Raw genomic sequence first — 24,180 nt, forward strand, 5'->3', positions numbered from 1 at the left:
CGATCAGTTGGCGTTCGCACGCTGCTCGGCGGCGCTGGCACCGGCCGCGTCGCCGGCACGCCGCTTGGCCTCGGCGATCATGCGCCAATTATCCCGCTTGACGTCCGCATCGCCACCGGCCAAGTCGTTGGAGCGCGACGCCAGATTACCCGCCTGAACCGCCTGCCCCTGCTCCATGCGTACCCGGGCCAGTCGATTCCAGAGATAGGCCTCACGCGGTGCAATGCGCAGCGAGCGTTCGAGCGAAGCGGCCGCGCCCGCGTAATCACCCGCCTGACGCTGCTGCTCGGCCTGGTTGGCCAGGGCTCGGGCGGCCGGGGCCAAACTCGGTGCAGCGACATTGGACGCGGGCAGCGGTGCCGGCGCGGGCTCCGCACTGGCGACCTGCATCGGCGGTGTCGGCGCCTCGGAGGAGGGCTGCGGCATGATCGGCGGCTTGGGCTTGGGTTTAGGCTTGGGCGGCTCTGCCTTGGCAACCGCCGGCTGAGCAGGGGCGCTTTCGGGCGCGGGCGTCCGAGCCGCCGCCTTCGGGGTCTCGGAGACAGGTGCCGTGGGACTGGATGGCGTGCCCTGAGAGGCTTGAGCTGGCGACTCTGGTTGAGCAGGCTCGGGAGGGGCTCCGGGATCCCGATAGGCATAGACCTGGGTCTCTTTCTTCTCCGGCTTGGGCGGCTCTGCCGGCTTCGGCTCGGGCGCGGGTTGCGCCGGCGTGGCGGCCGAGGGCGCGGCTGAACGCGGCGTCACCTGAACCACGGGCGCGGGCGGACCCTCTCGCGACGGCAGAGCACAGGCCGCGAGGATCAGAGTCGGAAAGAGGACCGAGAGGAATCGCAGACCGGATCGCACGAGAACGATTCGAGGCGCGACAGGACACCAATGAGCGACAGCTGACATCAGTTGTAGAAATCTCTCATGAAATGGTTGACGGGTTTGGACGGTTCCACCGGCTTGGGCTTCGGCGGAGGCGGCGGCTCCGGCCGAGTCTCTTCTTCCGCCTTCTGAGCAACGCGTTTCTCACCGCCATCGGAGGTCCGCTTGCCGGAGCCACCACCACAACCGCGTGCCGCCGCAGAGGCATCGCCGATGTAGGGAACGTCGGATCGGCCGCAGGCATCGGCGATCGTCACACCATCCGGTGGCACGTCGGGCAGCGGTTCGTTCTCCATAGCTAGCATGAACTCGCCCCAGACGCGCAGGGCTCCCGAACCGCCGGCGAGCCCCATCGGCTTGTAGTCGTCGCGACCGACCCAGACCACCGCAACCTTATCGCCCGAGAAGCCAGCGAACCAGCTATCGCGCATATCGTCGGTGGTGCCTGTCTTGCCCGCCATGGTCATGCCCTTGGGAAGCTGGCGGCCCAGCCATCTGGCCGTGCCATTGGTTACGACACGCTTGAGCGCCCAGGTGGTGAGAAACGCAGCCTTGGGATCGACCACCGCCTCGACCGCCAACGGATAGCGGTTCAAGGGGCGACCATGGGCATCCACGACTTCGCGAATCGCCCGCAGCGGGGCCCGGTAACCTCCGGCCGCGATGGTCTGATACACCTGCGCCACCTCCAACGGCGAGAGCGCCACTGAGCCGAGCAGCAAGGAGGGCACGACTCGAATCCGGCGCTGAGCACCGAGCCGGTAGAGCGTATCGGCCACCTTTGAGACGCCGACGCTTAGGCCCAGGTTCACCGTGGCGAGATTGAGCGACCGCATCAGGGCGTCGGACAGCATGACCGGGCCATTGACACGATGGTCGTAGTTCTTCGGCTCCCAGCGTTTGTTGCCGTCGGGCAGACTGACCGGCTTGTCCTGGATGCTGGTCGTCAGGGTATAGCGATCGGGCTGGGAAAGCGCGGTCAGATAGACCGCCGGCTTGACCAGGGATCCGATGGAGCGAACGCTGTCGAGCGCGCGGTTGAAACCCGCGTAGCCGGGCTGACGGCCGCCCGCGATCGCCAGCACCTCGCCTTGATTCACCGAGGTTACGACCGCAGCCGTCTCCAGGGTGCCAGGCTTCATGCGGCGGGACTTTTCGAGCTCGGCAAGCTTCTTGGGCAACGCCTTCTCGACCGTGGTCTGGACCAGCGGATCCAGCGTGGTGAAGATGTTGAGTCCCTCCGAGCGCAGGTCTTCGTCGCGGTAATCGCGCTGCAACTGGCGCCGCACCAGGGTGATGAAGTCCGGATATTCGCCGGCCGGACGCCCACCACCATCCTGGATACCGAGCGGCTTGGTCTTGGCCTCCTTGGCCTGCTCCGGACTGATGACGCCATCGCGCACCATGAGGTCTAGGACCAGATTGCGGCGTTTTAAGGCCGCCTCAGGATGACGTCGCGGATCCAGACTCGAAGGCGCCTGAACCATCCCGACCAACAAGGCCGTCTGCTGGATGCTCAGCGCGCTCAGCGGCAGATCGAAGAAGAACTGGCTGGCCAGACCGAACCCGTGGATGGCACGGCTACCATCCTGGCCGAGATAGATCTCATTGGCATAGGCCTCCAGGATTTCGTCCTTGCTGTAGCGACGCTCCAACAGGAAGGCCATGTAGGCCTCCTTGATCTTGCGCTCGAAGGTCCGGTCGGCACTGAGATAGAAGTTCTTGACCAACTGCTGGGTCAAGGTACTGGCGCCCTCGACCACGGCTCCGGCCTGGAAGTTGCTGATCGCCGCGCGCAGGATGCCTTTGGGATCGATGCCGAAGTGTTGGTAGAAATTGCGATCCTCAACCGCCATCAGGGTCTTGACCAGCAGATCCGGCAACTCTTTGCGGCGCACCAGCACTCGGTCTTCGTGATGGGTCGGATAGATGCTCGCGATCAGCATGGCGTCCAGCCGCACCAGGGCCGGATCCGGGTCCCCATCGGCCCCCTTAAGACTTGCCACCTTGCCGTCGGCAAACTGGATATCGAGATGCCGGCTCGGCTCCTGTCCGTCCCAGAAGCGGAAGGCGCGGGTCCGCACCAGAAAGCGGTCCTCCTCGCGGCGGTAGGTTCCAGGCGCACTGAGATCGGACGCCGTGTGATATCCCAAACGCTTCAGCTCATCCTCAAACTGACCGGGCTCCAGACGCCGCTCGGCATAGAGCTCCAACGGACGCGCATAGACACGCGCCGGCAAGGCCCAGCGCTGCCCCTCGAACTTGCCGCGCACCACCCGGTCGAGATGGATGCCGTAAACGACGGCCACCGCGCCACCGACGATCCCGAGCAGCAAGACCCAACCGAGGAGAAAGGGGAGAAGACGGAAACGCTTACGCCGGACCGAAGGTTTTCGGACGCGCGTGGAGGTTCGACGCTTATCGGCCACGGGTCAGCAACCGCCCGGCAGCGTCGAAACGCCACCATCCGTGTCGGACAAGGAAGGGGAAGGGTATGGATACATCCAGGGAGCTCGATCAGCCTGATTCAAAGACGGTTCAGCGGCTTATGGTCCCATTCGCGGCGCCTGGACACAACCGCTCGCAGCCGAGCGAAGACAGTGAGATGACAGAGCCGATCGCGGAAGGGAAAGACACGACGGGGTGGGATTATGGGGGCTCGGGGCGCGAACGGCAAAAGTCGCTGCGGTTTGTGATGACGCGGATGCAGCGTGGGGAAAAGACGGGAGAGACTTGCGGGAGGCCCAACCACCTCATCGGAATGAAGGCGGTCGGGACATGGATATCGATCGCTCAGGAACGGCTCAGGATACCGAAGCCACCTTCTGGCGACGCCGCCGACCGGCCCAGCCAACTAGGCCCAGACCACCGAGGAACAAAGGTGCGGCGGCCGGCACGGGAACCGAAGTGGGAGTGCAATCAAACGAAACCTTAGCCGATTTCAACGAGAAAACATTCGAAAAAAGATTCTCGCCTGTCTCATAGAACTTGAAATTCAACCCCGTATCATAATAAGTATTATGCTTATCGGACCAAGAATGATCTTCAGCATATGCAGCCAATGCCTCGACCACTTTCGCATCCAATTGCACAGACAACGAATTGCCAGTCAAGGCAATCGTCTGAACGACTGAAGAGCCATAAGAGCTAACCTCAACCTTACTCCAATTCTCTTTCCAACCATCAGTAAGCCCTCTATAACTCATATCGAGAAACACGCTCATCTCGCCATTCTTCGCGCTATTCTTCGCGGATTCCGTCCAGTCCCACTTCATTGGGGTCAAGTAACTAACACCAGACCCAATCCCAAGCAAATTTTTTTCCCAAACATCCTGCTTAATTGACACCGAGTTCTCCCAAGACGTACTCGGATCGCAATCCAAACAGGCTAAAGCGGAGCTCACTGGACCGAGCATCAACGCTACCGAACCAATAGCACCGAGAAAGAGTTTTTTCATCATCAAATTCCTTCGTTTATTAAATAAAAACTCGCAAACCAATATATTAGCGCCGAAATTCGATAAATGACCTCATTACCAATCGAATCCCGCAGCAATTGATTTCCCTGACCGGGGCACCGAGAGTCCTGTTAGCCGACGAATCTGGCGACTCTCAGCATATCTCAGGAACTCGAACCAGAAACCGGCTCAAAGGCAGATATCACAGGAATTCTTAAAGCAAAAAATGCACCACTTTCCATCAGCACAGTGAATCACATATATCTTAGGGAAACGCTGATCCATCGCGTTTCCCATCTGTGCCAAGGATGACCCGGCATTTTCAAGCAGCTAAGCGATTGAAAATGGAGCGCGCTGGAAACCGCGTTTTCGACCCGCGAGCTGATCCGATGCCAGGAAGGCATTTGATCAGCATCTCCTTATCGGCTGTTTATATCGAACACCCCAAAATCGAAGCCTCACACAACACATCGTGAATGTGACAAAAAACAGGATCCAAGAATCGAAGTGACGCAAAAAAGTTACACCCACTGCACTCGCTTTTCCCGCCCTCGATCAACCTCAGGTCTTGATTCCCACACCCCGTTGCAGTAACCGCAAACTGTAGGCAACCAGCACGACGATAAAGACCAGAATCATGCCGAAGGCGGCGCCGAGCGGGATGTCGCTCACGCCCAACAGTCCGTAGCGGAAGGCGTTGACCATGTAGAGGACGGGATTGGCCATGGAGACGGCCTGCCAAAAGTCGGGCAGCAACTGGATGGAATAGAAGACGCCGCCGAGATAGGTCAGCGGCGTGAGGACGAAGGTCGGAACGATGGAGATGTCGTCGAAGCTGTTGGCGTAGACGGCGTTGATGAATCCGCCAAGCGAGAAAAGCGTGGCGGTCATAAGACAGACCAGAAACATGACGCCCGGACTGTGGATATGGATATCCGTAAAGAGGAGCGCGACCGCCAGGACGGCGCCGCCTACCACCAGTCCGCGCGCCACGCCCCCGCCGACATAGCCGGCCAAAATGACCCAATGCGGCGCGGGCGAGACCAGCAATTCCTCGATATAGCGCGAGAACTTGCTGCTATAGAAGGACGACACCACGTTCGCATAGGAATTGGTGATGACCCCCATAAGCACCAGACCCGGGACGATGAAATCCAGATACGCGAATCCGTCCATGGTGCCGATACGATCCCCGATCAGACGACCAAAGACCACGAAATAGAGGGTGGTTGTGATGACCGAGGGCAGCACCGTCTGCACCCAGATGCGCGAGAAACGCAAGATCTCCTTGGACAGGATGGTCTGAAAGGTGACCGCGTAGCGCGTCCAACGACGTCCCAATCCATTCACGCCACACCTCCTTCGGCCGCAGCGACACGCCCGTCCACCATCTCCAGAAACAGACGTTCCAGCCGGTTCTGCTTGTTGCGCAAACTGATGACCTCGATCCCGTTGCGCGAGAGTGCGTCGAAGAGTCCGTTGATGGTGTGATCCCGGTTCATCTCGACCTCCAGGGTGCAATCATCGAGATACTGGAGCACGAAGCCGCCCAACTCCGGCAGCTCAGAGACCCGCCCCTTGAGATTGAGCACGAAGGTCTCGGTATGGAGCTTGTTGAGCAGCGCCGAGATGCTGGTCCGCTCGGCGATCAGCCCCCGATTGATGATGGCGATGTTGCGACAGAGGCTCTCGGCCTCTTCCAGATAGTGCGTCGTGAGGATGATGGTCGTCCCCTCGGCGTTCAGATCCCGCAAAAAGGACCACATGGAGCGGCGGATCTCGATGTCCACGCCGGCGGTCGGCTCGTCGAGAATCAGCAGCCTTGGCTGATGGACCAGCGCGCGCGCGATCATCAGGCGTCGCTTCATGCCGCCCGATAGCCTGCGCATCTCCTGATTGCGACGATCCCAGAGATCGAGCTGACGCAGATAGCGCTCGGCACGGATCTTGGCCTCGTGACGCGGGATACCGTAATAGCCGGCCTGATTGAGGACCACCTCGATCACCGGCAGAAAGAGATTGAAGTTGAACTCCTGCGGGACCAGACCGATGCAGGACTTGACCGCCTCCGGATCCGCGTCCTGATCGTTCCCGAACACCCGCACCTGCCCCGTGGTCTTATTGACGAGCGACGAAACGATACCGATGAAGGTGGATTTTCCGGCCCCGTTCGGACCGAGCAGAGCGAAAAAATCGCCCTCTTCGACCTGTAGGTCGATTCCCTTCAGGGCCTGAAAACCGCCCCTGTAGGTCTTGGTGAGCTGCTGGACATCGAGTGCGAACATGTGATTCTTGAGTGTCTCGAATCTGCCGGCTCGGTGCCGGAACCGGAGCCGAGCCGAAATGAGCGAGACCGGATCGATTGGACCGTCCCTCTTGAGCGACGGTCAGCGCAACGAGCCGGCCATGATTTGATGCGGGTCGAGGGTACCCGAGTAGCGGTAGGGCAAGTCGATCAGTCCGCCGGCAACGGACAGGCTACCGACAACCGTCCATTGGAGCGGGGTCTCCTGGCGCGCCAGGAGCAACAACTGCGGGGCGATCGTCAGCAGGTTACTGATGATCTCGACATCGACCGCCGCCTCGCCATGAGCCGGAATCTGGCGATCGAGTCGCGCCGACCCCTCGGCCACCTCTTGGCCCTCAAGCGCGAGCCGATAGCGCAACCCCTTCACCGGCAGCGCCCGATCGTTCGGATTCCTGACCCCCAAGGTGGCGATGAAAACCTGTCGCGCCAACCCCAATTGCTTGGGCTGCAACCCAATGAGCGACACCACCGGGGTCTGCCAAGACTGAAGAGGGCTCGCGCATGCGGCGATCAGGCCCACCAGCAAGGCGATCAGCGCGATAATGCCAACCGATCGGGTCCACGCCAAACCATAGCGGACGCGCGCCGCGATCATCACACCTCGGTGCAAATCCGCATTCGACATAGACCCACTCCGAGAAACAGAGCCTTCCGACCGTGCCATCCCTCGAACTCGCCCTCTGGTTGTTTCCGGTCGCCCTCGCGGCCGGCCTCATCGACGCCATCGCCGGTGGCGGTGGACTCCTGACCATCCCCGCGCTCCTCTGGGCCGGACTCTCGCCGGTCGAGGCGCTCGCGACCAACAAGGCACAGGCGGTCTTCGGCAGCGGGATGGCGACCGCGCATTTCGTCCGCCAGGGTTACATCGAGCCGCGCACGATGAAGGTCGCCATCGGCTTCACCTTCGCCGGCGCGGCGGCCGGGGCGCTCTTGGTGCAACTGATCGACGCGGCCTTTCTGGAGCGTCTCATCCCGCTGTTGCTGATCGCCTTCGCGCTCTACTTTCTCTTCTCGCCGCGCGTCTCCGATCTGGATTCGCATCAGCGCATCAGTGAGCCGGCCTTCGCCGTCAGCGTCGGACTGGGAGTCGGTTTTTACGATGGCTTCTTCGGACCGGGAACCGGCACCTTTTTCACCATGAGCTACATCGCCCTGCTCGGCTACAACATGCGCCGGGCGACCGCCCATACCAAGACGCTCAACTTTACCAGCAATCTAGCCTCACTGCTGTTGTTCATGGTCGGAGGACACATCGCCTGGACCATCGCGGCGGTCATGGCAGTCGGTCAGTTGGCCGGGGCCTGGATCGGTGCACATCTGGTCTTGCGGCATGGCGCGACGCTGGTACGGCCAGTCCTTGTCGTCTCCTCGCTGGCCGTCTCGGGCAAGCTGCTGTGGGACGCGATCAGCTCAGGCTAAACGGCCGATTGCTCGCCGCCCTCGAGAATGCCAGACTGCGCGCGGCGTTTCGATTCACTATGGAGAGGTCCTCGTGTCCGCCGCCCTACCCCCTTCCGTCGGCCCCACAGGGCTGACCGCGCGAGCCCTGCTGCTCGGCCGCAATCTCGATCTGAAACGGCTCGATGCGTTCGACTCATTGGCCACCAATCCGCTCCTGGTTCAGGTGAGTGGCGGTGGGCGCGCCGTGCTGCTGCGATCCGGAGCCGTCGTCCTGTTCGACGTCGACCCTCAGGCCGAGGTCGCCTTCCTGGCCTATCTGAGACCCTTCGTGCGCGAACCGCTCGATTCGCCGGAGCTGGAACAGCTCTCGATCAGCATCGACCCCGGACGCACCGAGGGGTTGGAGCACGACCGTCTGGTGATGACGGACACGGACACCGCGCGCCTGCAGGTCATCGCGGACATCCTCGGCAAGAGCGTCCTACTGGCACATCAAGAATCACGCGTCGCGCTCGCCTTCGACCGTATCGAACCGCTCGCCGATCAGCTGCGGCGATTCGGACGCGGTGCGGGCAACGCCCGCATTCTCATCCGTCACATCGGCGAGTCACTGGCGATCCAGCAGGAGATGGTGGGACGGGGCGAGGTGGGCGACAAGCCCGAGATCATCTGGGAGCGCCCGGACCTGGAGCGCCTCTTCCTGAACCTGGAGGCGGAATACGAGATTCGCGAACGACAGCTCGCGCTGGAACGCAAACTGTCCCTGATCAACGACACGGCCAACACGCTGCTGAACCTGCTGCAGAGTAAACGCAGCCTCAGGGTCGAGTGGTACATCGTCATCCTGATCGTGGTCGAGATCGTTTTGACGCTCTATGAGCTCTTCATCGTCGACCATCCTGCGCCCTGAACCGAACGAAGAGTGATGCCATGTTCAGTGCCGAGCGTCGAGCGCCGCTCGCGAGATCCAAAGAATGGCCGGCTCCTCATCCTCGCCCAGCGCCCCTTGGCGAACGAAGATCTCGCCATCGTCCACCGGGTAGATCTTGACGCCCTCCTTTGACTCGACCGCCACCGGCGGGGCCGCGCCGCGACCGCCGAGACGCCGGCCCAGCCAATCGGACAACAGGGCATGGTAGGCGTGACGATAGACGATCTTGGCGGCGCGCAGATCCGAGCCGGCGAAGAAAAAGGTGACGCTGGAGGCGGGGATCTGGTTGAAGGAGCCGATATCGGCCTTGCACAACCGATCCCCGAACGGATTGGTCCCATCGCCGCAGCGCCAATCGAGCTTGGGGAAGACCTCGCGCAGACGCGCCTCGCTCAAAGAGCCGTTGAAGGACTCCACGGCCGGATTGAACTCGGGATGCCCGAGCAGCGCCATGAGAGCCAGATCGGTCCGACGCTGACCGTCATCGGTGAAGGCCAGCCAATAGAACGGCCCCAGCACCAGGGCCAACATCAGCAGCGTTTTGTAGGTCTTGGGAAGTTTCAGGTCCTGTTTCATGGCGGCATTCTAAGCGCGGACGCCGGACACCGCCATCACCGCCCCCATCCAGCGTTGGTTCAACGAGGTACCAGCTCGATTCGACGATTACGTGCACGCCCCTCGGGCGTCGCGTTGGTGGCAACGGGCGCGAGGCTGGCCACGCCTCTGGGGGTAAGCCGCTCCCCCGGAATGCCATAATTGAGAATCAGCGTCTGAACGACCTCGGTCGCGCGCCGGCGCGAAAGATCGAGATTCCCGTCCAGGTTCCCTTGATTGTCGGTGTGACCCACGATGTAGACAGACAGGTCTGGCGACTCGCTCAGCATCCTGGCCATGGCCTCGAGCTGAGGCCCGGAATCGGGCAACAAGGTGGTGCTGCGTTCTGACTCGAAACCGATGGCATAGAGGACGGCATGCCCCTCTTCGGCCATCGATCGCGCCAGCTCCTGGGCGTCGATGACATCCCCGGTGGGCTTCGCCGTAGACCTGGCCGCCTCGACGCCCTCCACAAACACCGCGACCCGCTCACCCGCACCGGAATCGGCATAGTTGTCCTGATAGGCACCGAAGACGAAAAGATGCGCCTCCGCACCGCCCGAGCGCCGCTCGCCGACCAGGATCCAGGGATCCTTGGCCGAATCGCCCGAAAAGGCCCGCTTCAGCAGATAGGAGTCGGTCAACCTTTTCCCTTGGGCTTCCTCGGCATAGAAGTGGGCGACGGACGTGCCGCACTCGTCCTCGCCGACACAGGCGTAGAGCATCTCGTAGCCAGCGCGCCCCAGGACCTCTCGGTAGTGCTTCATAACCTCGCGCGACCCCACGGTGCGCGGGATGAGGTAGAGGATACGCGTGCGTCGACCGGCAACCTCGAGCGATTTCTTCCAATCGCCTTTGGACCGCCCAGCCACCCAGGGGCCGAGCGGCATGCGCGTGGACTGCCCATCCTCGACGCGATAGCCGATGATGACCGACTCCGAAAAACGCTCCACGCCCGCCGGATCCCGGGCTCCAGGCAGATCCCTGTCCAGCCCGCGCGCAAGACCCACCTGGACAGCGGCAAGCAGCAGGAGACAGAAACAGACCAGCTTGGGGCCGACATTCGGACGCATCGAGTTCCTCTCGGGTGGATTCGTAATGGCCTTGGTAAGGACGGGCATTCTAGTCTGGCATCCGACCGATATCGAATCGGACCGGGCTCGGTGCCTGCACATTTGCATCCAACCGCACTAGACTAGCGACCCTTTCGGCCCTCACCAGACAGAACGGATCGCATGTCCAACGATTTTTCCCAACACACGCCCATGATGCAGCAGTACCTTCGGATCAAGGCAGACCACCCGAACATGCTGCTCTTCTACCGGATGGGGGACTTCTACGAGCTCTTCTTCGAGGATGCCGAGCGCGCCGCACGTCTGTTAGACATCACACTGACCAAGCGCGGCCAGTCGGCCGGCCGGCCCATTCCCATGGCTGGCGTCCCCTATCATGCCGCCGAGGGCTATCTGGCCAAGCTGGTGCGCAAAGGTGTTTCGGTCGCCATCTGCGAGCAGATCGGCGATCCGAGTGCGAGCAAGGGCCCAGTCGAGCGCAAGGTGGCACGCATCGTCACGCCCGGCACCCTAACCGACGAGGCCTTGCTGGACGAGCGCCGCGAGAACCTGCTGACCGCCATCGCCGAATCGAAGGACGGGTTCGGGCTGGCCGTGCTGGAACTCTCCAGCGGCCGCTTCTCGGTATTGGAAGTGGCCAACCGGGAGGCACTGGCGAGCGAGCTGGAACGGCTCAAGCCCGCCGAGATCCTGGTCGACGAGGACAGCCGCCTGCCACTGGACCTGCGTCTGGAGCACGGCGTCACCCGCCGTCCGACCTGGCACTTCGACGCCGATTCGGCGCAACAGTCGCTGTGCGAGCAGTTCGGCACCCGCGATCTGGGCGGATTCGGCTGCGCCACCCTGCCGCTCGCCGTTGGCGCAGCCGGCTGTCTGCTGCAATACGTGCGCGACACCCAGTTCGCGGCCCTGCCCCACATCCGTGGGCTCAGCACCGAGCAGCGCGACGAGGCACTCATCCTCGACGCCGCGACCCGCCGCAATCTGGAGCTGACCGAGAGCCTGACCGGACGCCCCGAGCACACCCTCGCCGGCATCCTCGACCGTACCGCAACCGCCATGGGCAGCCGACTGCTGCGGCGCTGGCTCAACCGTCCGCTGCGCGACCTGCAGTCGGTGCGTGAGCGCCACGCGGCCATCCGCACCCTAACCGACCGGCGCCGACTCGAACCCTTGCGGGAGCATCTGGCCGAAATCGGCGATCTGGAACGCATCCTCGCCCGTGTCGCGCTGGGCTCGGCCCGACCGCGCGATCTGGCCGTGCTGCGCGACTCGCTCGCGGCGCTTCCCGCGCTGCGCGTACAGATCGGCGAACTCGACGACCCATTGCTAACGCGCCTGGATACCGAGATCGGCGAGCACCCCGAGATCCTGGATCTGCTGGTCCGCGCGATCCTCGCGCAGCCGCCGGTCCTGATCCGCGACGGCGGCGTCATCGCGCCCGGATACGATTCGGAGCTGGACCAGCTGCGCGATCTCTCGAACAACGCGGACAAATTCCTGATCGACCTGGAAACGCGCGAGCGCGAACGCACCGGCATCCCCGGACTCAAGGTCGGCTACAACCGGGTGCACGGCTATTACATCGAGCTCTCCCGTGCCCAGGCCGATCAGGTGCCGGCCGAGTACGTCCGCCGCCAGACGCTCAAAGGCGCCGAACGCTATATCACGCCCGAACTCAAACGCTTCGAGGACCAGGTACTGAGCAGTCGTGAGCGGGCGCTGGCGCGCGAAAAGGCGCTCTACGAGGAACTGCTCGGCCGGCTGACCGAACGACTGGCACCGCTACAGACGAGCGCCGCCGGAATCGCCGCGCTCGACGCCATCGCCAACTTGGCCGAGCGCGCCGAGACGCTGAATTGGTCATGCCCCACGCTGACCGAGGACAGCCGCATCGAAATCCGTGACGGCCGCCATCCGGTGGTCGAGCGGGTGATCGACGCACCCTTCGTCGCCAACGATCTGCTGATGGACGCCGAGCGCCGCATGCTGGTGATCACCGGCCCCAACATGGGCGGCAAGTCGACCTATATGCGTCAGAACGCGCTCATCGTCCTGCTCGCCCATGCCGGCAGCTATGTTCCAGCCGCATCGGCAACCATCGGCACGGTGGACCGCATCTTCTCGCGCATCGGCGCCTCGGACGACCTGGCGGGCGGGCGCTCGACCTTCATGGTCGAGATGGAGGAAACGGCCAACATCCTGAACAACGCGACCGAGCATAGCCTAGTGCTGATGGACGAGGTGGGACGCGGCACCAGCACCTTCGACGGACTCTCGCTGGCCTGGTCGTGCAGCATCGAGCTGGCGACCCGGATCGGCGCCTACAGCCTGTTCGCGACCCACTATTTCGAGCTTACGACGCTGCCCGAGGAGCATCCGGGCATCGTCAACGTGCATCTGGACGCAGTCGAGCACGACAACTCGATCGTCTTCATGCACGCACTGCGCGAAGGCCCGGCCAATCAGAGCTACGGACTGGCGGTCGCGGCCCTTGCAGGCGTTCCGTCCAAGGTAATCCAGCGTGCCCGAACGCGTCTGCGCGAGCTGGAGGCTTCGGCCCATCGTCATGCCGAGCGCGAGGCGGTTCAACTGTCGCTGTTCGCACCCGAGCCAGCGCCGGAACCGGAACCGATCCCAGACCCACCGGTGTGCGACGCGCTACGCGAGTTGGATCCAGACGCACTATCACCGCGCGAGGCACTGGCGCAGCTCTATCGTCTGAAGGAAATGGTTGATTAGCTACCAGCTACCAGCTACCAGCTACCAGCTACCAGCTACCAGCTACCAGCTACCAGCTACCAGCTACCAGCTACCAGCTACCAGCAAGATTGTACGGCTGGCGGCTGAATCAACCGATACGCTCGCCGACCTTGACCAGGGCCAGTGTGATGTTGTCGGCCCCGCCGCGCTCATTGGCCATACGGATGAGGGCGTCGGCCGCTGCGTCGAGCGAGTTCTCACCAACGACCATGAGAATCTGACGCATCCAGTCCTCCGGAACCATGCCGGTCAGGCCATCGGTGCAGAAGACGAAGACATCTCCGCTTTGAAGCTCGACCAGATCGGAGGAGACCCCGACTCCGGGGGCGGAGCCGAGCGCACGTGTCAGGATATTCTCGCCGATACCGTAACGCCGGGCATCCTCGCGCGAGGTGAAGAAGCCCTGATCCACGACTTCCTGGATGAACGAATGGTCGCGCGAGAGCTGAACGAACTCGCCCTCCCTCTGCCGATAGATGCGCGAATCACCGACATGGGCGAAGGCCATCCAATCCCAACCCAGCGACCCGACCACCACAGTCGTGCCCATTCCGGTGCACTCGGTGCGCTGCTTGCTGTGACGCCAGATGCTGATATTGGCCTCTTCGACTGCGGCCTCGACATAGAGACGTGCCTTTTCCGGGTCGGATCGTGGGGTCGTGAGGCGGCCGAAACGCTCGGAAATGGTCTCGGTCGCCAAACGACTGGCCACATCCCCGGCGCTAGCGCCGCCGACACCGTCGGCGACGACCACCAACCCCCATTCGGGGTGGACGACGACCGCATCCTCGTTACGCGATCGCACCCGCCCCTGATCCGTGCGCCAGGCGAACTCCAATTCAAATGCACTGATCGGACGACGCACCATGGTTCTCGACACTAAAAAGACAGAATGAGGGTTCGTTCCCGGATCAACTGCCGGTCCTGCCGTCGAGTTCAGCCGCCAGGCGCTTGGGATCGACATAGCCCGGAATCAGCTGACCGTCCTCGGTCACGATGGCTGGCGTACCGCGCAACCCGATCTCCTGACCAAGCGCCATATGGGCATCGACCGGATTGTCACAGGTCTTGACCGGAATCTTTGCGCCGGTCTTGGCTTTGGTCATGGCCGCGCGACGCGCATTGGCATCGCCGGCACACCAGACCGAAACCGCTTCTTCGTAGGCCGGACTGTTCTTGCCCGCGCGCGGGAAGAAGAGATAGCGCACGCGAATGCCTTCCTTTTCGTATTCGGCAATCTGGCTATGCAGCTTGCGGCAGTAACCGCACTCGATGTCGGTGAAGACCGTCACCGTATGTTTGGCGTCCGGCGTGCCGAAGATCACCATATTCTCCTCGCCGACCGAGTCGATCAGACGCTTGCGCGCCTCGGCCAGACGCGGCTCGGTCAGGTCCTTGCGGGTCTTCAGGTCGACGATATGGCCGCTCATGTAATAGCGCCCGTCGGCGGTCACATACATCAGCTCCGAGCCGGCCATCACCTCGTAGATACCCTTGATGGGCGACGCCTGAATGCTGCTGATCTCGATGTCCGGGATCACCTTCTTGAGCGCGGCGCGCACAGTATCCTCGGGCGAGGCGAGCGCCAGACTCGACACAAGGGCCAATGAACCGGCCAGTAGGGCGAAATCACGAAATCTCGGCATAGGAAAATCTCTAGTCTCTGAAATTGTTGAACTGGACCGGCAGCCCCCAATCTTGGGCGCGCAGGTGCGCGATCGCCTCCTGCAGGTCGTCACGCTTCTTACCGGTGACTCGCACCTGTTCGCCTTGGATCTGGGCTTGCACCTTGAGCTTGCTGGCCTTGATGGATTTGACCATCTTCTTGGCCGTGTCGGAATCGACACCCTGCTTGAGTAAGACCTCCTGGCGGGCGGCATTGAGCGAGGAAACCGGCTCCTTGGGATCCAGGCAGTCGAGATCGACTTTCCGTTTGACCAGTTTCTGACGGAGGATATCCATCATCTGCTGGAGGTGGAATTCCTGTTCGCCGACCATGAGGACCTTGTCGTCGGTCAACTCGAAACTGGCATCGATCCCCTTGAAATCGAACCGCGTACCGATTTCGCGATTGGCCTGATCGACCGCGTTGCGGACCTCCTGAAGGTCGATTTCAGAGACAATATCGAAAGATGGCATGAATAAATCTCTCGCTGGAACGCCGAAAGCGCCTAACTATAACGCGTTCGGACGTCCGGTGTGCTCGCAACGAATGGCATCGCGAACAGGAACAGCGCATGACTCATCCTCTCGGATGGTGCCGCGCATGCAGCTGCTTCAACCGCTCACGCGCCACATGGGTATAGATCTGAGTGGTTGAAAGGTCGCTATGCCCCAGCAGCATCTGAACCACCCGGAGATCGGCGCCGTGGTTGAGGAGATGGGTCGCGAAGGCATGGCGCAACGTGTGCGGAGACAGCGGCTTCACGACCCCCGCCTGGATGGCGTAACGCTTGATCAGCAGCCAGAATGCCTGGCGCGTCATGCAGTCGCTGCGTCCGGTCGGGAAGAGATAGTCACTGACCCGCCCACCGAGCAGATCCATGCGCGGCCCCCGAAGATAGTCCTTCAGCCAGGCGCAAGCCTCCTCCCCCAAGGGAACCAGGCGCTCCTTGCCGCCCTTGCCCATGATGCGCACCACCCCTTGGGTCAGACTCACCTGACTCGGCGTCAGCGTCACCAGTTCGGTAACGCGCAAACCGCTCGCGTAGAGCACTTCCAGCATGGTGCGGTCGCGATGACCGCGCGGATCCTGGGTATCCGGCGCGCCGAGCAGCGCCTCGACCTCGGACTCGCTGAGACTCTTGGGTAGCGGACGACCCAGCTTGGGCGAGTCCACGCGCACGCTTGGGTCCTCCGAGATCAGACCGTGGCGCAGCAGGTGCTGATAGAACTGTCGCAGACACGAGAGCAGACGCGCCGTGGAACGGGGGTTGCGACCCTGTTCGGCGAGCAGCGCCAGATAACCCAGTAGATCGACCCGCTGCGCCTGCACCAGGCCATGCCCACGCTCGCGGACCATCCAGACCGCAAAGGCACGCAGATCCGACTGATAGGCCGACAGGGTGTTCTGACTCAAGCCACGCTCCATCCAAAGCGCATCCGCGAACCCCTCGATCACCGCCCGATCGTCCGCCATCAGCGCTCACCCCGATCAGACATAGGCGACACCCTCGTGACGCAACAGCCAGCGCTTCACCTCCAGCCGACGACCGCTCGTATCGCCCGCGAAGCCGCCCAAGCCCTGCTTGGCAACCACCCGATGGCAGGGCACGACGATCGGACAGGGATTGGCGCGACAGGCCTGGCCGACCGCACGCGCGGCGCTTCCCAGCTCATGCGCCAGGTCGCCATAGGTACGGGTTTCGCCGACCGGGATCGCTCGCAGCACCGACCAGACGCGCAGCTGATAGGGTGTTCCAGCCAGCGCCAGGGGAAGATCGAAGCGGGTTTCGGGACGCGCGAAATACGCCTCCAGCCGCCGTGAGATCCAGTCAGGCAATGACGCCAACGGACTGGAATCTGCGGGGCCGAGACCCAGTGGCTCCAGGTCGATCCCGGTCAGGGTCTCGCCCTGCCAATGGACCGAGATAGGGCCGAGGGGTGTATCGAAAAGAGAGGATGGCATTGGACATGACCCCGGAATCGACAGAGACACCGACATTCCCGCCAGAGCCCAAATCGACCGGACTCCGTGCGTATGGACTCCGAGTATAACCCTAGCCGCATGCTTCAGCGGCGAGCCCCACCAACGGCCTCGCCCTTCCGCTATACTCGCCCGCCTGCGATGAACCACTGACGATGCACGGGCGGCGACAAGCGAGATGAACGAACCATTCTGGGAAACGACTCCACTGACAGAGATGACGGCCGAGCAGTGGGAGTCGCTCTGCGACGGCTGCGGCAAGTGCTGCCTCGAAAAGTTCGAGGACGACGACACAGGCCGCATCATCTACTCGCGCGTTGCCTGTGCGCTGCTGGATCTGGACAGCTGCCGCTGTAGCGACTACAGCAATCGCGCCCGCTCGATGCACGACTGCGTGACGCTGACTCCGGAAACCCTCGAGACCCCCTCCTGGCTACCCGAGACCTGCGCCTACCGGCGGCTCACCGAGGGAAGACCGCTCCCGATCTGGCATCCGCTGCTGACCGGCGATCCAATGTCCGTCTTCGAGGCCGGTCAAAGCGTGCGCGGTCGCGTCATCAGCCCGGACACGGGGGCAAATCCGCTGATGAACCTGATCGACTGGGTCGAGTGACGGCTGGGGTCTCGGAATCGATAGGATCCACAGGATTCCATCCGAACCGATCAAGAGGCATCGAGCACGCGCGCGAGCAGCGACATGGACGCGGGCCGCTCGGGCAGTGGAATACGGACGCGCCAGCCGGCGCCGGGGGCGACCTCCAGGGGGCCGTTTTCCAAATCCAGCATGCGATCGAGCCGAAAGCGCCGATTGCCCTCGGGAGACATGAGTTCCAGTTCGTCGCCGACGGCAAAGCGGTTGCGGACCTCGATCTCGACCCAGTCGCCCTCGCCCGGAGCCACATCCCCGACGAACAGTAGACGCTGGTTGCGCGAGGCACCGTCGGCATAGTTCTGCAGATCGGACGCTGCGGCATGGCGCCGGTAGAAGCCTTCCGTATAGCCGCGATTGGCGAGCCCCTCCAGATCCCCGATCAGTTCGGGACGGAACGGACGGCCGGCGAGTGCGTCATCGATGGCCGCGCGATAGACCTGCGCGGTCCGAGCGGCATAGTAATGCGACTTGGTGCGTCCCTCGATCTTGAGACAGTCGATCCCCATCGCGACCAGACGCCCAACGTGCGCGACCGCCTGTAGGTCGCGCGAGTTCATGATGTAGGTGCCGTTCTCGTCCTCGAAGACCGGCAGATACTCGCCCGGACGCTTGGCCTCCTCCAACAGGTAGACCTCGTCCGCCGCCGGATGGCGACCACCCTCGGATGTTTCGATAACCGGCGAGACGGCACCCAGCCGATAGTCCCAGCGACAGGCATTGGTGCAGGATCCCTGATTGGCGTCGCGGTGATTGAAATAGCCCGAAAGCAGACAGCGGCCCGAGTAGGCGACACAGAGCGCACCATGGACGAAGACCTCCAGCTCGATATCCGGACAGGCCTCGCGGATCTCGGCGATTTCGTCGAGCGAGAGTTCGCGCGAGAGGATGACACGCGTCAGACCCTGTCGCTGCCAGAAGCGCACCGACGCGGCATTGACCGTATTGGCCTGGACCGAGAGATGGATGGGCATCTCGGGCCAGCGCTCCCGGACCAGCATGATGAGCCCTGGATCGGCCATGATGAGCGCATCCGGCCCCAGCGCCAGGATGGGCGCCATGTCGTCGAGAAAGGTACGTAGCTTGGCCCCGTGCGGCATGAGGTTCGCCGCAAGATAGAAGCGCCGGCCATGGGCGTGCGCCTCGGCGATCCCAAGCCCCAGGTTCTCCAGGTCGAAGTCGTTGTTGCGCACCCGCAGACTGTAGCGCGGGAGCCCTGCGTAGACGGCATCGGCGCCGTAGGCAAAGGCATAGCGCATGTTGAGCGGGGTTCCGGCCGGCGACAGCAGCTCCGGCCGGCGATCGAGAGACGTCGTCAATGCAGTTCAACCTCAAGGGTCAAGCGTTGGTCGCCGCCGACCAAGCGTTTGCGCAGCACCTCAACGGAGAGACGCCGTCCAGGCGGGGCATCGAGCAGCGCGATACGGATGTCGGCGTAGCGGGCAATCGGCTGTCCCTCAATGCTCAGGATCCGATCGTCTTCCTGCATCCCGGCCAACTTGGCCCCGCTGCCCTCGCCGATACCGACCACCCGGACGCCCTCGCCCGGCGTGTCTTCGTCAAGTTGGATACCGAGCATCCCGGAGGGCGGCAGCTCGACCGGGGACGGGAATAGAAAATAGTCGGCGGCCTCTCGATCCAAGGAACGACCAGTCCCGTTGAGAACGACGGCGGCCGGCGCCGGAACGCGGCGCAGCAGACGCCTGGGAATCCCTTGTCCATATTCCAGATGCCCGGCCCCGGCCAGCACCACCAGAGTACGATCTGGATGCGATTTCAAATACTTGGCGGCGCGCTCGGCCATGCCCTCGTCCCACAACAGCTGCACTTCCAGGAAATGCTCGAAGTTGCGATGCTCGGCGCCCGGATGCTGATCGAAGACCGCGCGGAGACGGTCGCGATAGGCGGGATCCTCGCGCTCGATCTCGGCCGGAACCGACGTGCGATCGGCTGCGTCGAGTCCCTCGATTCCGACCTGGCCGACCTTGCTGGTCAGCTCGGCGGGCAGATTGAGCGCGATCAACGGAATTCCCTGGGCGCGCGCATAGCGCAGGATCGGACGGTAGAGCCGATAATCGTAGCGCCAGCGGTCGAAATACTGGGTCCGGCGTAACAGCTCGACCTCGTCGATCCGACCGGCGACATAGTCGTTTAGGGCGTCCTGAAAGGGCTGCTGGAAGAACTCCATGCCGATCGCGAGGGTCTTACCCCGCGCGACCAACCCCTGAATGATGGCCAGCTGGTTCAGATGGTCGGCGTAACGGTCGTGGCGCTCGCCGACGAAAACCAGCCGCCGATCGGCCAGGCGCCCGATCAGCCAGTCCATACCCAACAGTCGCGCCGACTCGACCACTCGAGTGTCGTTAGCCACCAGCGCGTCCATTGCATTGTGGGAAGAGGTCGTCCGATCCGCCATGCTCGTCGAGCAGGCCAGACCACCGAACCCAAACAATGTGGCCGCGAGGACCATGGCCGAATGTGTGTTGTGAGACACGCGTTCTCCCAGCCGCCGTCGAAGCGGGCGGCCTCTTTAGGTTGCGGCATCCATAGTTGGTTGCCTGTTCTTGAATCGTTCCCATCCCTCGGCCATTCTCATCCAGAGACCGCCGACCCCGAAAGGATATTTAATGTTCCCGCACAGACTCCAAGCACTCCAGTTCGCCACGCCCCTCGTCCTCATAGCGCTCGCGCTCATGCCGCCTGTCGCGCAGGCGAGCGAAGCACAGGTCATTGAACACCGGCTGAGCGTCAATCTCGACCCGGCCGCAGGTCACATCAGGGTCCAGGATCAGATGCGGTTCCCGGAGGGCCGGGACGCATGGACGCTGTTGCTCCATTCGGGGCTCGATCCAACGGTCGCATCGAACAATGCCGAGCTGATCCCAAACGGCCACTGGCGACACCTGGAACGCTTCATCCTGAAGCCAAACCAAACCGGTCCCGTCACTCTAACCTATGGGGGCACCATCCAGCACGGCCTGCAGCCGATCGGCGACGGCATGGGTCGCGCCCGGCACGCCTCCACCGGCACTATCCAGCCGAATGGAGTCTTCCTCGACAGCAACAGCGCCTGGTATCCGCTGGTGCCGGACACACTGCAGCGCTTCGCGCTCGACGTCGAGCTTCCGACTGGCTGGATCGCCGTCTCGCAAGGCGAGGGTCCCGGCGACCCTGCATCCGGACATTCGGTCTGGCGAGAAGCGCAGCCACAAAACGACATCTATCTGGTCGCCGGCCCCTTCAAGTTCTACCGCAAGCAATCGAACGGTCTCGACGCCCAGGTCTATCTGCGCCACCCCGACCCCGAACTGGCTCGGCGCTATCTGGATGCGACGCTGCGCTACGTGCGTTTCTACTCCGACATGATCGGCCCCTACCCATACGCCAAGTTCGCACTGGTCGAGAATTTCTGGGAAAGCGGCTACGGCATGCCCTCCTTCACCCTCCTCGGCCCCCAGGTCATCCGCCTGCCATTCATCATCCACACCTCATTCCCGCACGAAATCCTGCATAACTGGTGGGGCAACAGCGTCTATGTCGATTACGCGTCAGGGAATTGGAGCGAGGGCATCACCAACTATCTAGCCGACTACTGGATGAAAGAACAGAAGGGACAGGGTACCGAGCAGCGTCGAGACATGCTCAAGGACTATGCCGACTACGTCCGCGCCAGCCAAGATTTCCCATTGACGGAATTTCGCGCCAATCACGGATCGACCTCGCAGTCGATCGGTTACAACAAGGGGGCCATGTTGTTCCATATGCTGCGACGCCAACTGGGCGAGGAAACCTTCAAACAGGCGCTGCGCCGCTTCTATCGCGACAACCGCTTCCGCGCCGCCAGCTATGCCGATTGGCGCCTGGCCTTCGAGTCGGTCAGCGGACGCGATCTCGGCAAGTTTTTCTCCACCTGGACGCAACGCACCGGCGCCCCGAGGCTTGAGCTGAGCGACGCCAAGAGCCGGCGGACGAACGCCGGATTCGAAGTCACCGGCACCATCCTCCAAACACAACCTGAAACGCCCTTTCCGCTCCAGATTCCAATCCTCATCGAACAGCGCGACGGAGCGCCCGTGCGATTGAAGATCGCGAGCGACAGTCGCGAAACGGCCTTCACCGCCACACTGGACTCGGCGCCGACCCGAGTCGCGGTCGACCCAGAGTTCGATCTTTTCCGCCAGCTGCTTGCAGGCGAAACACCCGCGACCCTGAGCAATCTATTCGGATCCGAACAAGGCACCGTCATCCTGCCGACCAGGGCATCGAAGGCGCTCCTACAAGGCTATCGCCAGCTCGCCGAAACCTGGGTGAAAACACGCCCCGACTGGACGATCCGCAACGACGCGGAGGTCTCCGAACTGCCAAACAGTGGCCCCGTGCTGCTGCTCGGCTGGGAGAATGCCTTACTCGACAGGTTTACCGCCGATCCCAAGGGCTTCGTGCTGAATCAGGCATCGGGCCACCTCATGGTCGATGAAACACCGATCGATCCGAGTTCGGATAGTCTGGTGCTGACTCGTCTGCAACAGGGTCGCCCAGTCGCCTGGCTGGCAACCGAGGACGCGCAGACGCTACCAGCCCTCGCGCGCAAGGTGCCGCACTATGGTCGCTACAGCTATCTCGTCTTCGCCGGCCCGGAGGCCACCAACCGCCTCAAGGGGCAGTGGCCATCCGGCGACTCGGCGCTCGCCCATCGCTTCACCGCCCCCAAACCGCACTGACTCAAGGCGCTTACGCGACGCCTCAGATCGACCGATTATCCTAAACTCGGATAGGCACCCATAAGGCCACCAATCATGCCAACTGCGACGGATGAAGACAGCACGAAACGACCTTCCGGCTGAAAGTACGGCGTCACGCGCGAGTTAAGAGCCGCTGCCACCAGACTCTAATGAACGGCATCGAATCCGTGATCAGCATTGACACCAGCTCCAAATCATTCTGACCGAATTCAATCAAGCTATAGCGAAAAATGGGGATTATCGAATATGACCGAACTTGATAATAATAGCCGCAAAGCACTGGAGCAAATCGCCGAGGTTAAGCGAGTGCTCGTTGCGATCGAGCATGCCTTGAAAGGGAATCGACCAACCACGATTCTGTGCACGAGCGCAACCACCGGGGAGGGCAAGAGCCTACTCATGTCCTCTCTCGCCACCACCTCTGCACTCATGGGGCAATCCCGTGCAATTCTCATCGACCTCAACTGGTACAGGCCCGCAATACATCGCTTTTTCGGTGTGGAGCTGATGCATCCGCTGGAACGATTCCAAAACGCAGACCTCGCGGACCTAGCCTTGCGACCCGACGGTTATGAGTTAGACGTGCTACTGGCCCCAACCGATCATGAAACGCATGAGCGTACGAGCAGCGAATTGCTTCTAATCGGACAGCGACTGATCGAACAGGCGAAAGAGCGTTATGACCTCGTGCTGATCGACGGCGGCGCAATCTTCCCGACGAATCGGATGATGATGGACCCGGTCATGCTCGCGCGTATGGTCGACGGCGTTATCATGGTCGTCATGAGCGGAGTAACCGCACGGCAGAGCGTGAAAAAGGCGTGCAAGGCACTGGAGATTTCCGGAGTGAATATCATCGGAGCGGTGACCAATCAGCGCGGCCTATCAAAGAACCATTAAGGAATCGCTCACGAAATATCAGTCACGCTTCCCTGAAATTAAAATCCTCTCATAGCGCGCGAGAGCCGCATCGCTTAGGCCACACCAAATACGGATAACGACATCATGCACTTCAATGTAAAACGCCTTTTGACCGCATTAAACGCCAACCGGAAATGGCTGCCCTTAGCCTTACTCCCGCCACTCATCTATTTAGCCGCAGCGGCCTTATCGGATCGCACCGTGACCGTGGCGCAATCTTTTTCGTATTCCGGGAACGTACTCATCGCGAAAAACCCAGTGATTTCGATCGATCTCAACGAGTTGATCGCGAGCCCGGACCTATTGTTTCAGGAGGGTTTCGCCCTCACGGATTTATCAAGAAAGGCCGAACTCCTACAAAAAGCCAACTTTGCGACCGACGACACAACAGAACTCCGCCGACTCGTCTATAAATCGCTGCACCTGTCGAGCGTTGGCGATTCTGAGTTGCGACTCGCTTATCAGGGATCCCAAGAGGCGCTGGGGCGTTACTTGGTCGATTATTATAGCGATCGCCTCATGGCCAGACATCAAGAAGCCGCACAGCACACCAAGCAATCGATCGGAGCGACTCCCAGCCTCGACAAGGGCGCACTCACGATCACCTCCCGCCTGGTTATTTGGGACGCCAACCGACTGTTACCCGCATTTTGGGTGTTGATCGTCTCGGCGTTAGCGATCATGACGGCGATCGCGATCCGCGAATTCTCGGATCCAGCATTCAAATCAGAACGTCAAATCGCACGTTATCTCGGCTTGCCTATTCTGGGATCACTTCCAGACGCCGAGCCCCTGACAAAAAGACTGAATCATTAACACCATGA

General features: G+C 62.0%; 22 protein-coding genes. 7 read left to right on the plus strand and 15 right to left on the minus strand.

Annotation, left to right across the window (positions count from 1 at the left end; translation table 11 throughout):
* Positions 1-3: 3 nt before the first annotated feature.
* From THIDRDRAFT_RS14275 to THIDRDRAFT_RS14300, 6 genes are all read right to left on the minus strand, one after another.
* Positions 4-846: a tetratricopeptide repeat protein gene (locus THIDRDRAFT_RS14275; RefSeq protein ID WP_245535853.1), complete on the minus strand. Its 843-nt coding sequence runs from the start codon at positions 844-846 to the stop codon at positions 4-6.
* 47 nt (positions 847-893) lie between these two features.
* The gene (mrcB, locus tag THIDRDRAFT_RS14280; RefSeq protein ID WP_007041572.1) at positions 894-3,299 is read right to left on the minus strand and encodes a penicillin-binding protein 1B; all 2,406 of its coding nucleotides are present in this window, start codon (positions 3,297-3,299) and stop codon (positions 894-896) included.
* Positions 3,300-3,674: 375 nt separating this feature from the next.
* Complete coding sequence (locus THIDRDRAFT_RS14285; RefSeq protein WP_007041573.1) at positions 3,675-4,328, minus strand: PEP-CTERM sorting domain-containing protein; 654 nt, start codon at positions 4,326-4,328, stop codon at positions 3,675-3,677.
* A gap of 561 nt (positions 4,329-4,889) precedes the next feature.
* Entirely contained in the window at positions 4,890-5,678 is a 789-nt protein-coding gene (locus THIDRDRAFT_RS14290) for an ABC transporter permease (protein ID WP_007041574.1), read from the minus strand.
* Positions 5,675-6,613, minus strand: a complete 939-nt coding sequence (locus THIDRDRAFT_RS14295; RefSeq protein WP_007041575.1) for an ABC transporter ATP-binding protein — start codon at positions 6,611-6,613, stop codon at positions 5,675-5,677. The genes THIDRDRAFT_RS14290 and THIDRDRAFT_RS14295 overlap by 4 nt, the downstream gene beginning before the upstream one ends.
* A gap of 102 nt (positions 6,614-6,715) precedes the next feature.
* Positions 6,716-7,261, minus strand: a complete 546-nt coding sequence (locus THIDRDRAFT_RS14300; RefSeq protein ID WP_007041576.1) for an LEA/WHy family protein — start codon at positions 7,259-7,261, stop codon at positions 6,716-6,718.
* Positions 7,262-7,293: 32 nt separating this feature from the next.
* Between THIDRDRAFT_RS14300 and THIDRDRAFT_RS14305 the strand changes: the two genes are divergently transcribed.
* Both THIDRDRAFT_RS14305 and THIDRDRAFT_RS14310 read left to right on the plus strand, forming a co-directional pair.
* Complete coding sequence (locus tag THIDRDRAFT_RS14305) at positions 7,294-8,055, plus strand: TSUP family transporter (protein WP_007041577.1); 762 nt, start codon at positions 7,294-7,296, stop codon at positions 8,053-8,055.
* A 73-nt stretch (positions 8,056-8,128) separates the two neighbouring features.
* Positions 8,129-8,947 (plus strand): RMD1 family protein, encoded by an 819-nt coding sequence (locus tag THIDRDRAFT_RS14310; RefSeq protein WP_007041578.1) that lies wholly within the window; start codon positions 8,129-8,131, stop codon positions 8,945-8,947.
* Between the two features lie 24 nt (positions 8,948-8,971).
* On the opposite strand, the gene THIDRDRAFT_RS14315 is transcribed toward THIDRDRAFT_RS14310, so the two are convergent.
* Both THIDRDRAFT_RS14315 and THIDRDRAFT_RS14320 read right to left on the minus strand, forming a co-directional pair.
* Positions 8,972-9,544, minus strand: coding sequence for a hypothetical protein (locus THIDRDRAFT_RS14315; RefSeq protein WP_007041579.1), 573 nt, complete (start codon positions 9,542-9,544; stop codon positions 8,972-8,974).
* 59 nt (positions 9,545-9,603) lie between these two features.
* Positions 9,604-10,635 (minus strand): OmpA family protein, encoded by a 1,032-nt coding sequence (locus THIDRDRAFT_RS14320; protein ID WP_007041580.1) that lies wholly within the window; start codon positions 10,633-10,635, stop codon positions 9,604-9,606.
* Positions 10,636-10,797: 162 nt separating this feature from the next.
* Between THIDRDRAFT_RS14320 and mutS the strand changes: the two genes are divergently transcribed.
* The gene (mutS, locus tag THIDRDRAFT_RS14325) at positions 10,798-13,377 is read left to right on the plus strand and encodes a DNA mismatch repair protein MutS (protein ID WP_007041581.1); all 2,580 of its coding nucleotides are present in this window, start codon (positions 10,798-10,800) and stop codon (positions 13,375-13,377) included.
* A gap of 109 nt (positions 13,378-13,486) precedes the next feature.
* Here the strand turns inward: mutS and THIDRDRAFT_RS14330 are convergent, their stop codons facing one another.
* From THIDRDRAFT_RS14330 to THIDRDRAFT_RS14350, 5 genes are all read right to left on the minus strand, one after another.
* Positions 13,487-14,266, minus strand: coding sequence for a PP2C family protein-serine/threonine phosphatase (locus THIDRDRAFT_RS14330; RefSeq protein ID WP_007041582.1), 780 nt, complete (start codon positions 14,264-14,266; stop codon positions 13,487-13,489).
* Between the two features lie 43 nt (positions 14,267-14,309).
* Positions 14,310-15,044, minus strand: coding sequence for a DsbC family protein (locus tag THIDRDRAFT_RS14335; RefSeq protein WP_007041583.1), 735 nt, complete (start codon positions 15,042-15,044; stop codon positions 14,310-14,312).
* A gap of 10 nt (positions 15,045-15,054) precedes the next feature.
* A complete protein-coding gene (locus THIDRDRAFT_RS14340; protein WP_007041584.1) occupies positions 15,055-15,537 on the minus strand; it encodes a YajQ family cyclic di-GMP-binding protein in 483 nt (160 codons plus the stop codon).
* A gap of 103 nt (positions 15,538-15,640) precedes the next feature.
* Entirely contained in the window at positions 15,641-16,537 is an 897-nt protein-coding gene (gene xerD, locus THIDRDRAFT_RS14345) for a site-specific tyrosine recombinase XerD (RefSeq protein WP_007041585.1), read from the minus strand.
* Between the two features lie 15 nt (positions 16,538-16,552).
* Positions 16,553-17,026, minus strand: coding sequence for a methylated-DNA--[protein]-cysteine S-methyltransferase (locus tag THIDRDRAFT_RS14350; RefSeq protein ID WP_007041586.1), 474 nt, complete (start codon positions 17,024-17,026; stop codon positions 16,553-16,555).
* 196 nt (positions 17,027-17,222) lie between these two features.
* Between THIDRDRAFT_RS14350 and THIDRDRAFT_RS14355 the strand changes: the two genes are divergently transcribed.
* Positions 17,223-17,657, plus strand: coding sequence for a YcgN family cysteine cluster protein (locus THIDRDRAFT_RS14355; RefSeq protein ID WP_007041587.1), 435 nt, complete (start codon positions 17,223-17,225; stop codon positions 17,655-17,657).
* 50 nt (positions 17,658-17,707) lie between these two features.
* On the opposite strand, the gene trhP is transcribed toward THIDRDRAFT_RS14355, so the two are convergent.
* Together trhP and THIDRDRAFT_RS14365 are read right to left on the minus strand one after the other, a co-directional pair.
* On the minus strand, positions 17,708-18,952 hold the full coding sequence (gene trhP, locus THIDRDRAFT_RS14360; RefSeq protein ID WP_425358443.1) for a prephenate-dependent tRNA uridine(34) hydroxylase TrhP: 1,245 nt from the start codon (positions 18,950-18,952) through the stop codon (positions 17,708-17,710).
* Between the two features lie 56 nt (positions 18,953-19,008).
* Positions 19,009-20,187, minus strand: coding sequence for a ChaN family lipoprotein (locus tag THIDRDRAFT_RS14365; protein WP_007041589.1), 1,179 nt, complete (start codon positions 20,185-20,187; stop codon positions 19,009-19,011).
* 133 nt (positions 20,188-20,320) lie between these two features.
* Here THIDRDRAFT_RS14365 and THIDRDRAFT_RS14370 point away from each other — a divergent pair, with 133 nt between their 5' ends.
* The 3 genes from THIDRDRAFT_RS14370 (at position 20,321) to THIDRDRAFT_RS14380 (ending at position 24,172) form a co-directional block, all read left to right on the plus strand.
* Entirely contained in the window at positions 20,321-22,414 is a 2,094-nt protein-coding gene (locus THIDRDRAFT_RS14370) for a M1 family metallopeptidase (protein ID WP_007041590.1), read from the plus strand.
* Positions 22,415-22,681: 267 nt separating this feature from the next.
* The gene (locus THIDRDRAFT_RS14375; RefSeq protein WP_007041591.1) at positions 22,682-23,335 is read left to right on the plus strand and encodes a tyrosine-protein kinase family protein; all 654 of its coding nucleotides are present in this window, start codon (positions 22,682-22,684) and stop codon (positions 23,333-23,335) included.
* Positions 23,336-23,440: 105 nt separating this feature from the next.
* Positions 23,441-24,172, plus strand: a complete 732-nt coding sequence (locus THIDRDRAFT_RS14380) for a hypothetical protein (RefSeq protein ID WP_007041592.1) — start codon at positions 23,441-23,443, stop codon at positions 24,170-24,172.
* The last annotated feature ends 8 nt before the right edge of the window (positions 24,173-24,180 follow it).

The sequence above is a fragment of the Thiorhodococcus drewsii AZ1 genome (genome assembly GCF_000224065.1).
Taxonomy (GTDB): domain Bacteria; phylum Pseudomonadota; class Gammaproteobacteria; order Chromatiales; family Chromatiaceae; genus Imhoffiella; species Imhoffiella drewsii.

Coding starts and splice junctions, on each gene's coding strand:
- THIDRDRAFT_RS14285 (WP_007041573.1), bottom strand. CDS start 4,328: ATGAAAAAACTCTTTCTCGGTGCTATTGGTTCGGTAGCGTTGATGCTC.
- THIDRDRAFT_RS14295 (WP_007041575.1), bottom strand. CDS start 6,613: ATGTTCGCACTCGATGTCCAGCAGCTCACCAAGACCTACAGGGGCGGT.
- THIDRDRAFT_RS14300 (WP_007041576.1), bottom strand. CDS start 7,261: ATGTCGAATGCGGATTTGCACCGAGGTGTGATGATCGCGGCGCGCGTC.
- THIDRDRAFT_RS14315 (WP_007041579.1), bottom strand. CDS start 9,544: ATGAAACAGGACCTGAAACTTCCCAAGACCTACAAAACGCTGCTGATG.
- THIDRDRAFT_RS14320 (WP_007041580.1), bottom strand. CDS start 10,635: ATGCGTCCGAATGTCGGCCCCAAGCTGGTCTGTTTCTGTCTCCTGCTG.
- mutS (WP_007041581.1), top strand. CDS start 10,798: ATGTCCAACGATTTTTCCCAACACACGCCCATGATGCAGCAGTACCTT.
- THIDRDRAFT_RS14330 (WP_007041582.1), bottom strand. CDS start 14,266: ATGGTGCGTCGTCCGATCAGTGCATTTGAATTGGAGTTCGCCTGGCGC.
- THIDRDRAFT_RS14335 (WP_007041583.1), bottom strand. CDS start 15,044: ATGCCGAGATTTCGTGATTTCGCCCTACTGGCCGGTTCATTGGCCCTT.
- THIDRDRAFT_RS14340 (WP_007041584.1), bottom strand. CDS start 15,537: ATGCCATCTTTCGATATTGTCTCTGAAATCGACCTTCAGGAGGTCCGC.
- xerD (WP_007041585.1), bottom strand. CDS start 16,537: ATGGCGGACGATCGGGCGGTGATCGAGGGGTTCGCGGATGCGCTTTGG.
- THIDRDRAFT_RS14350 (WP_007041586.1), bottom strand. CDS start 17,026: ATGCCATCCTCTCTTTTCGATACACCCCTCGGCCCTATCTCGGTCCAT.
- THIDRDRAFT_RS14355 (WP_007041587.1), top strand. CDS start 17,223: ATGAACGAACCATTCTGGGAAACGACTCCACTGACAGAGATGACGGCC.
- trhP (WP_425358443.1), bottom strand. CDS start 18,952: ATGCGCTATGCCTTTGCCTACGGCGCCGATGCCGTCTACGCAGGGCTC.
- THIDRDRAFT_RS14370 (WP_007041590.1), top strand. CDS start 20,321: ATGTTCCCGCACAGACTCCAAGCACTCCAGTTCGCCACGCCCCTCGTC.
- THIDRDRAFT_RS14375 (WP_007041591.1), top strand. CDS start 22,682: ATGACCGAACTTGATAATAATAGCCGCAAAGCACTGGAGCAAATCGCC.
- THIDRDRAFT_RS14380 (WP_007041592.1), top strand. CDS start 23,441: ATGCACTTCAATGTAAAACGCCTTTTGACCGCATTAAACGCCAACCGG.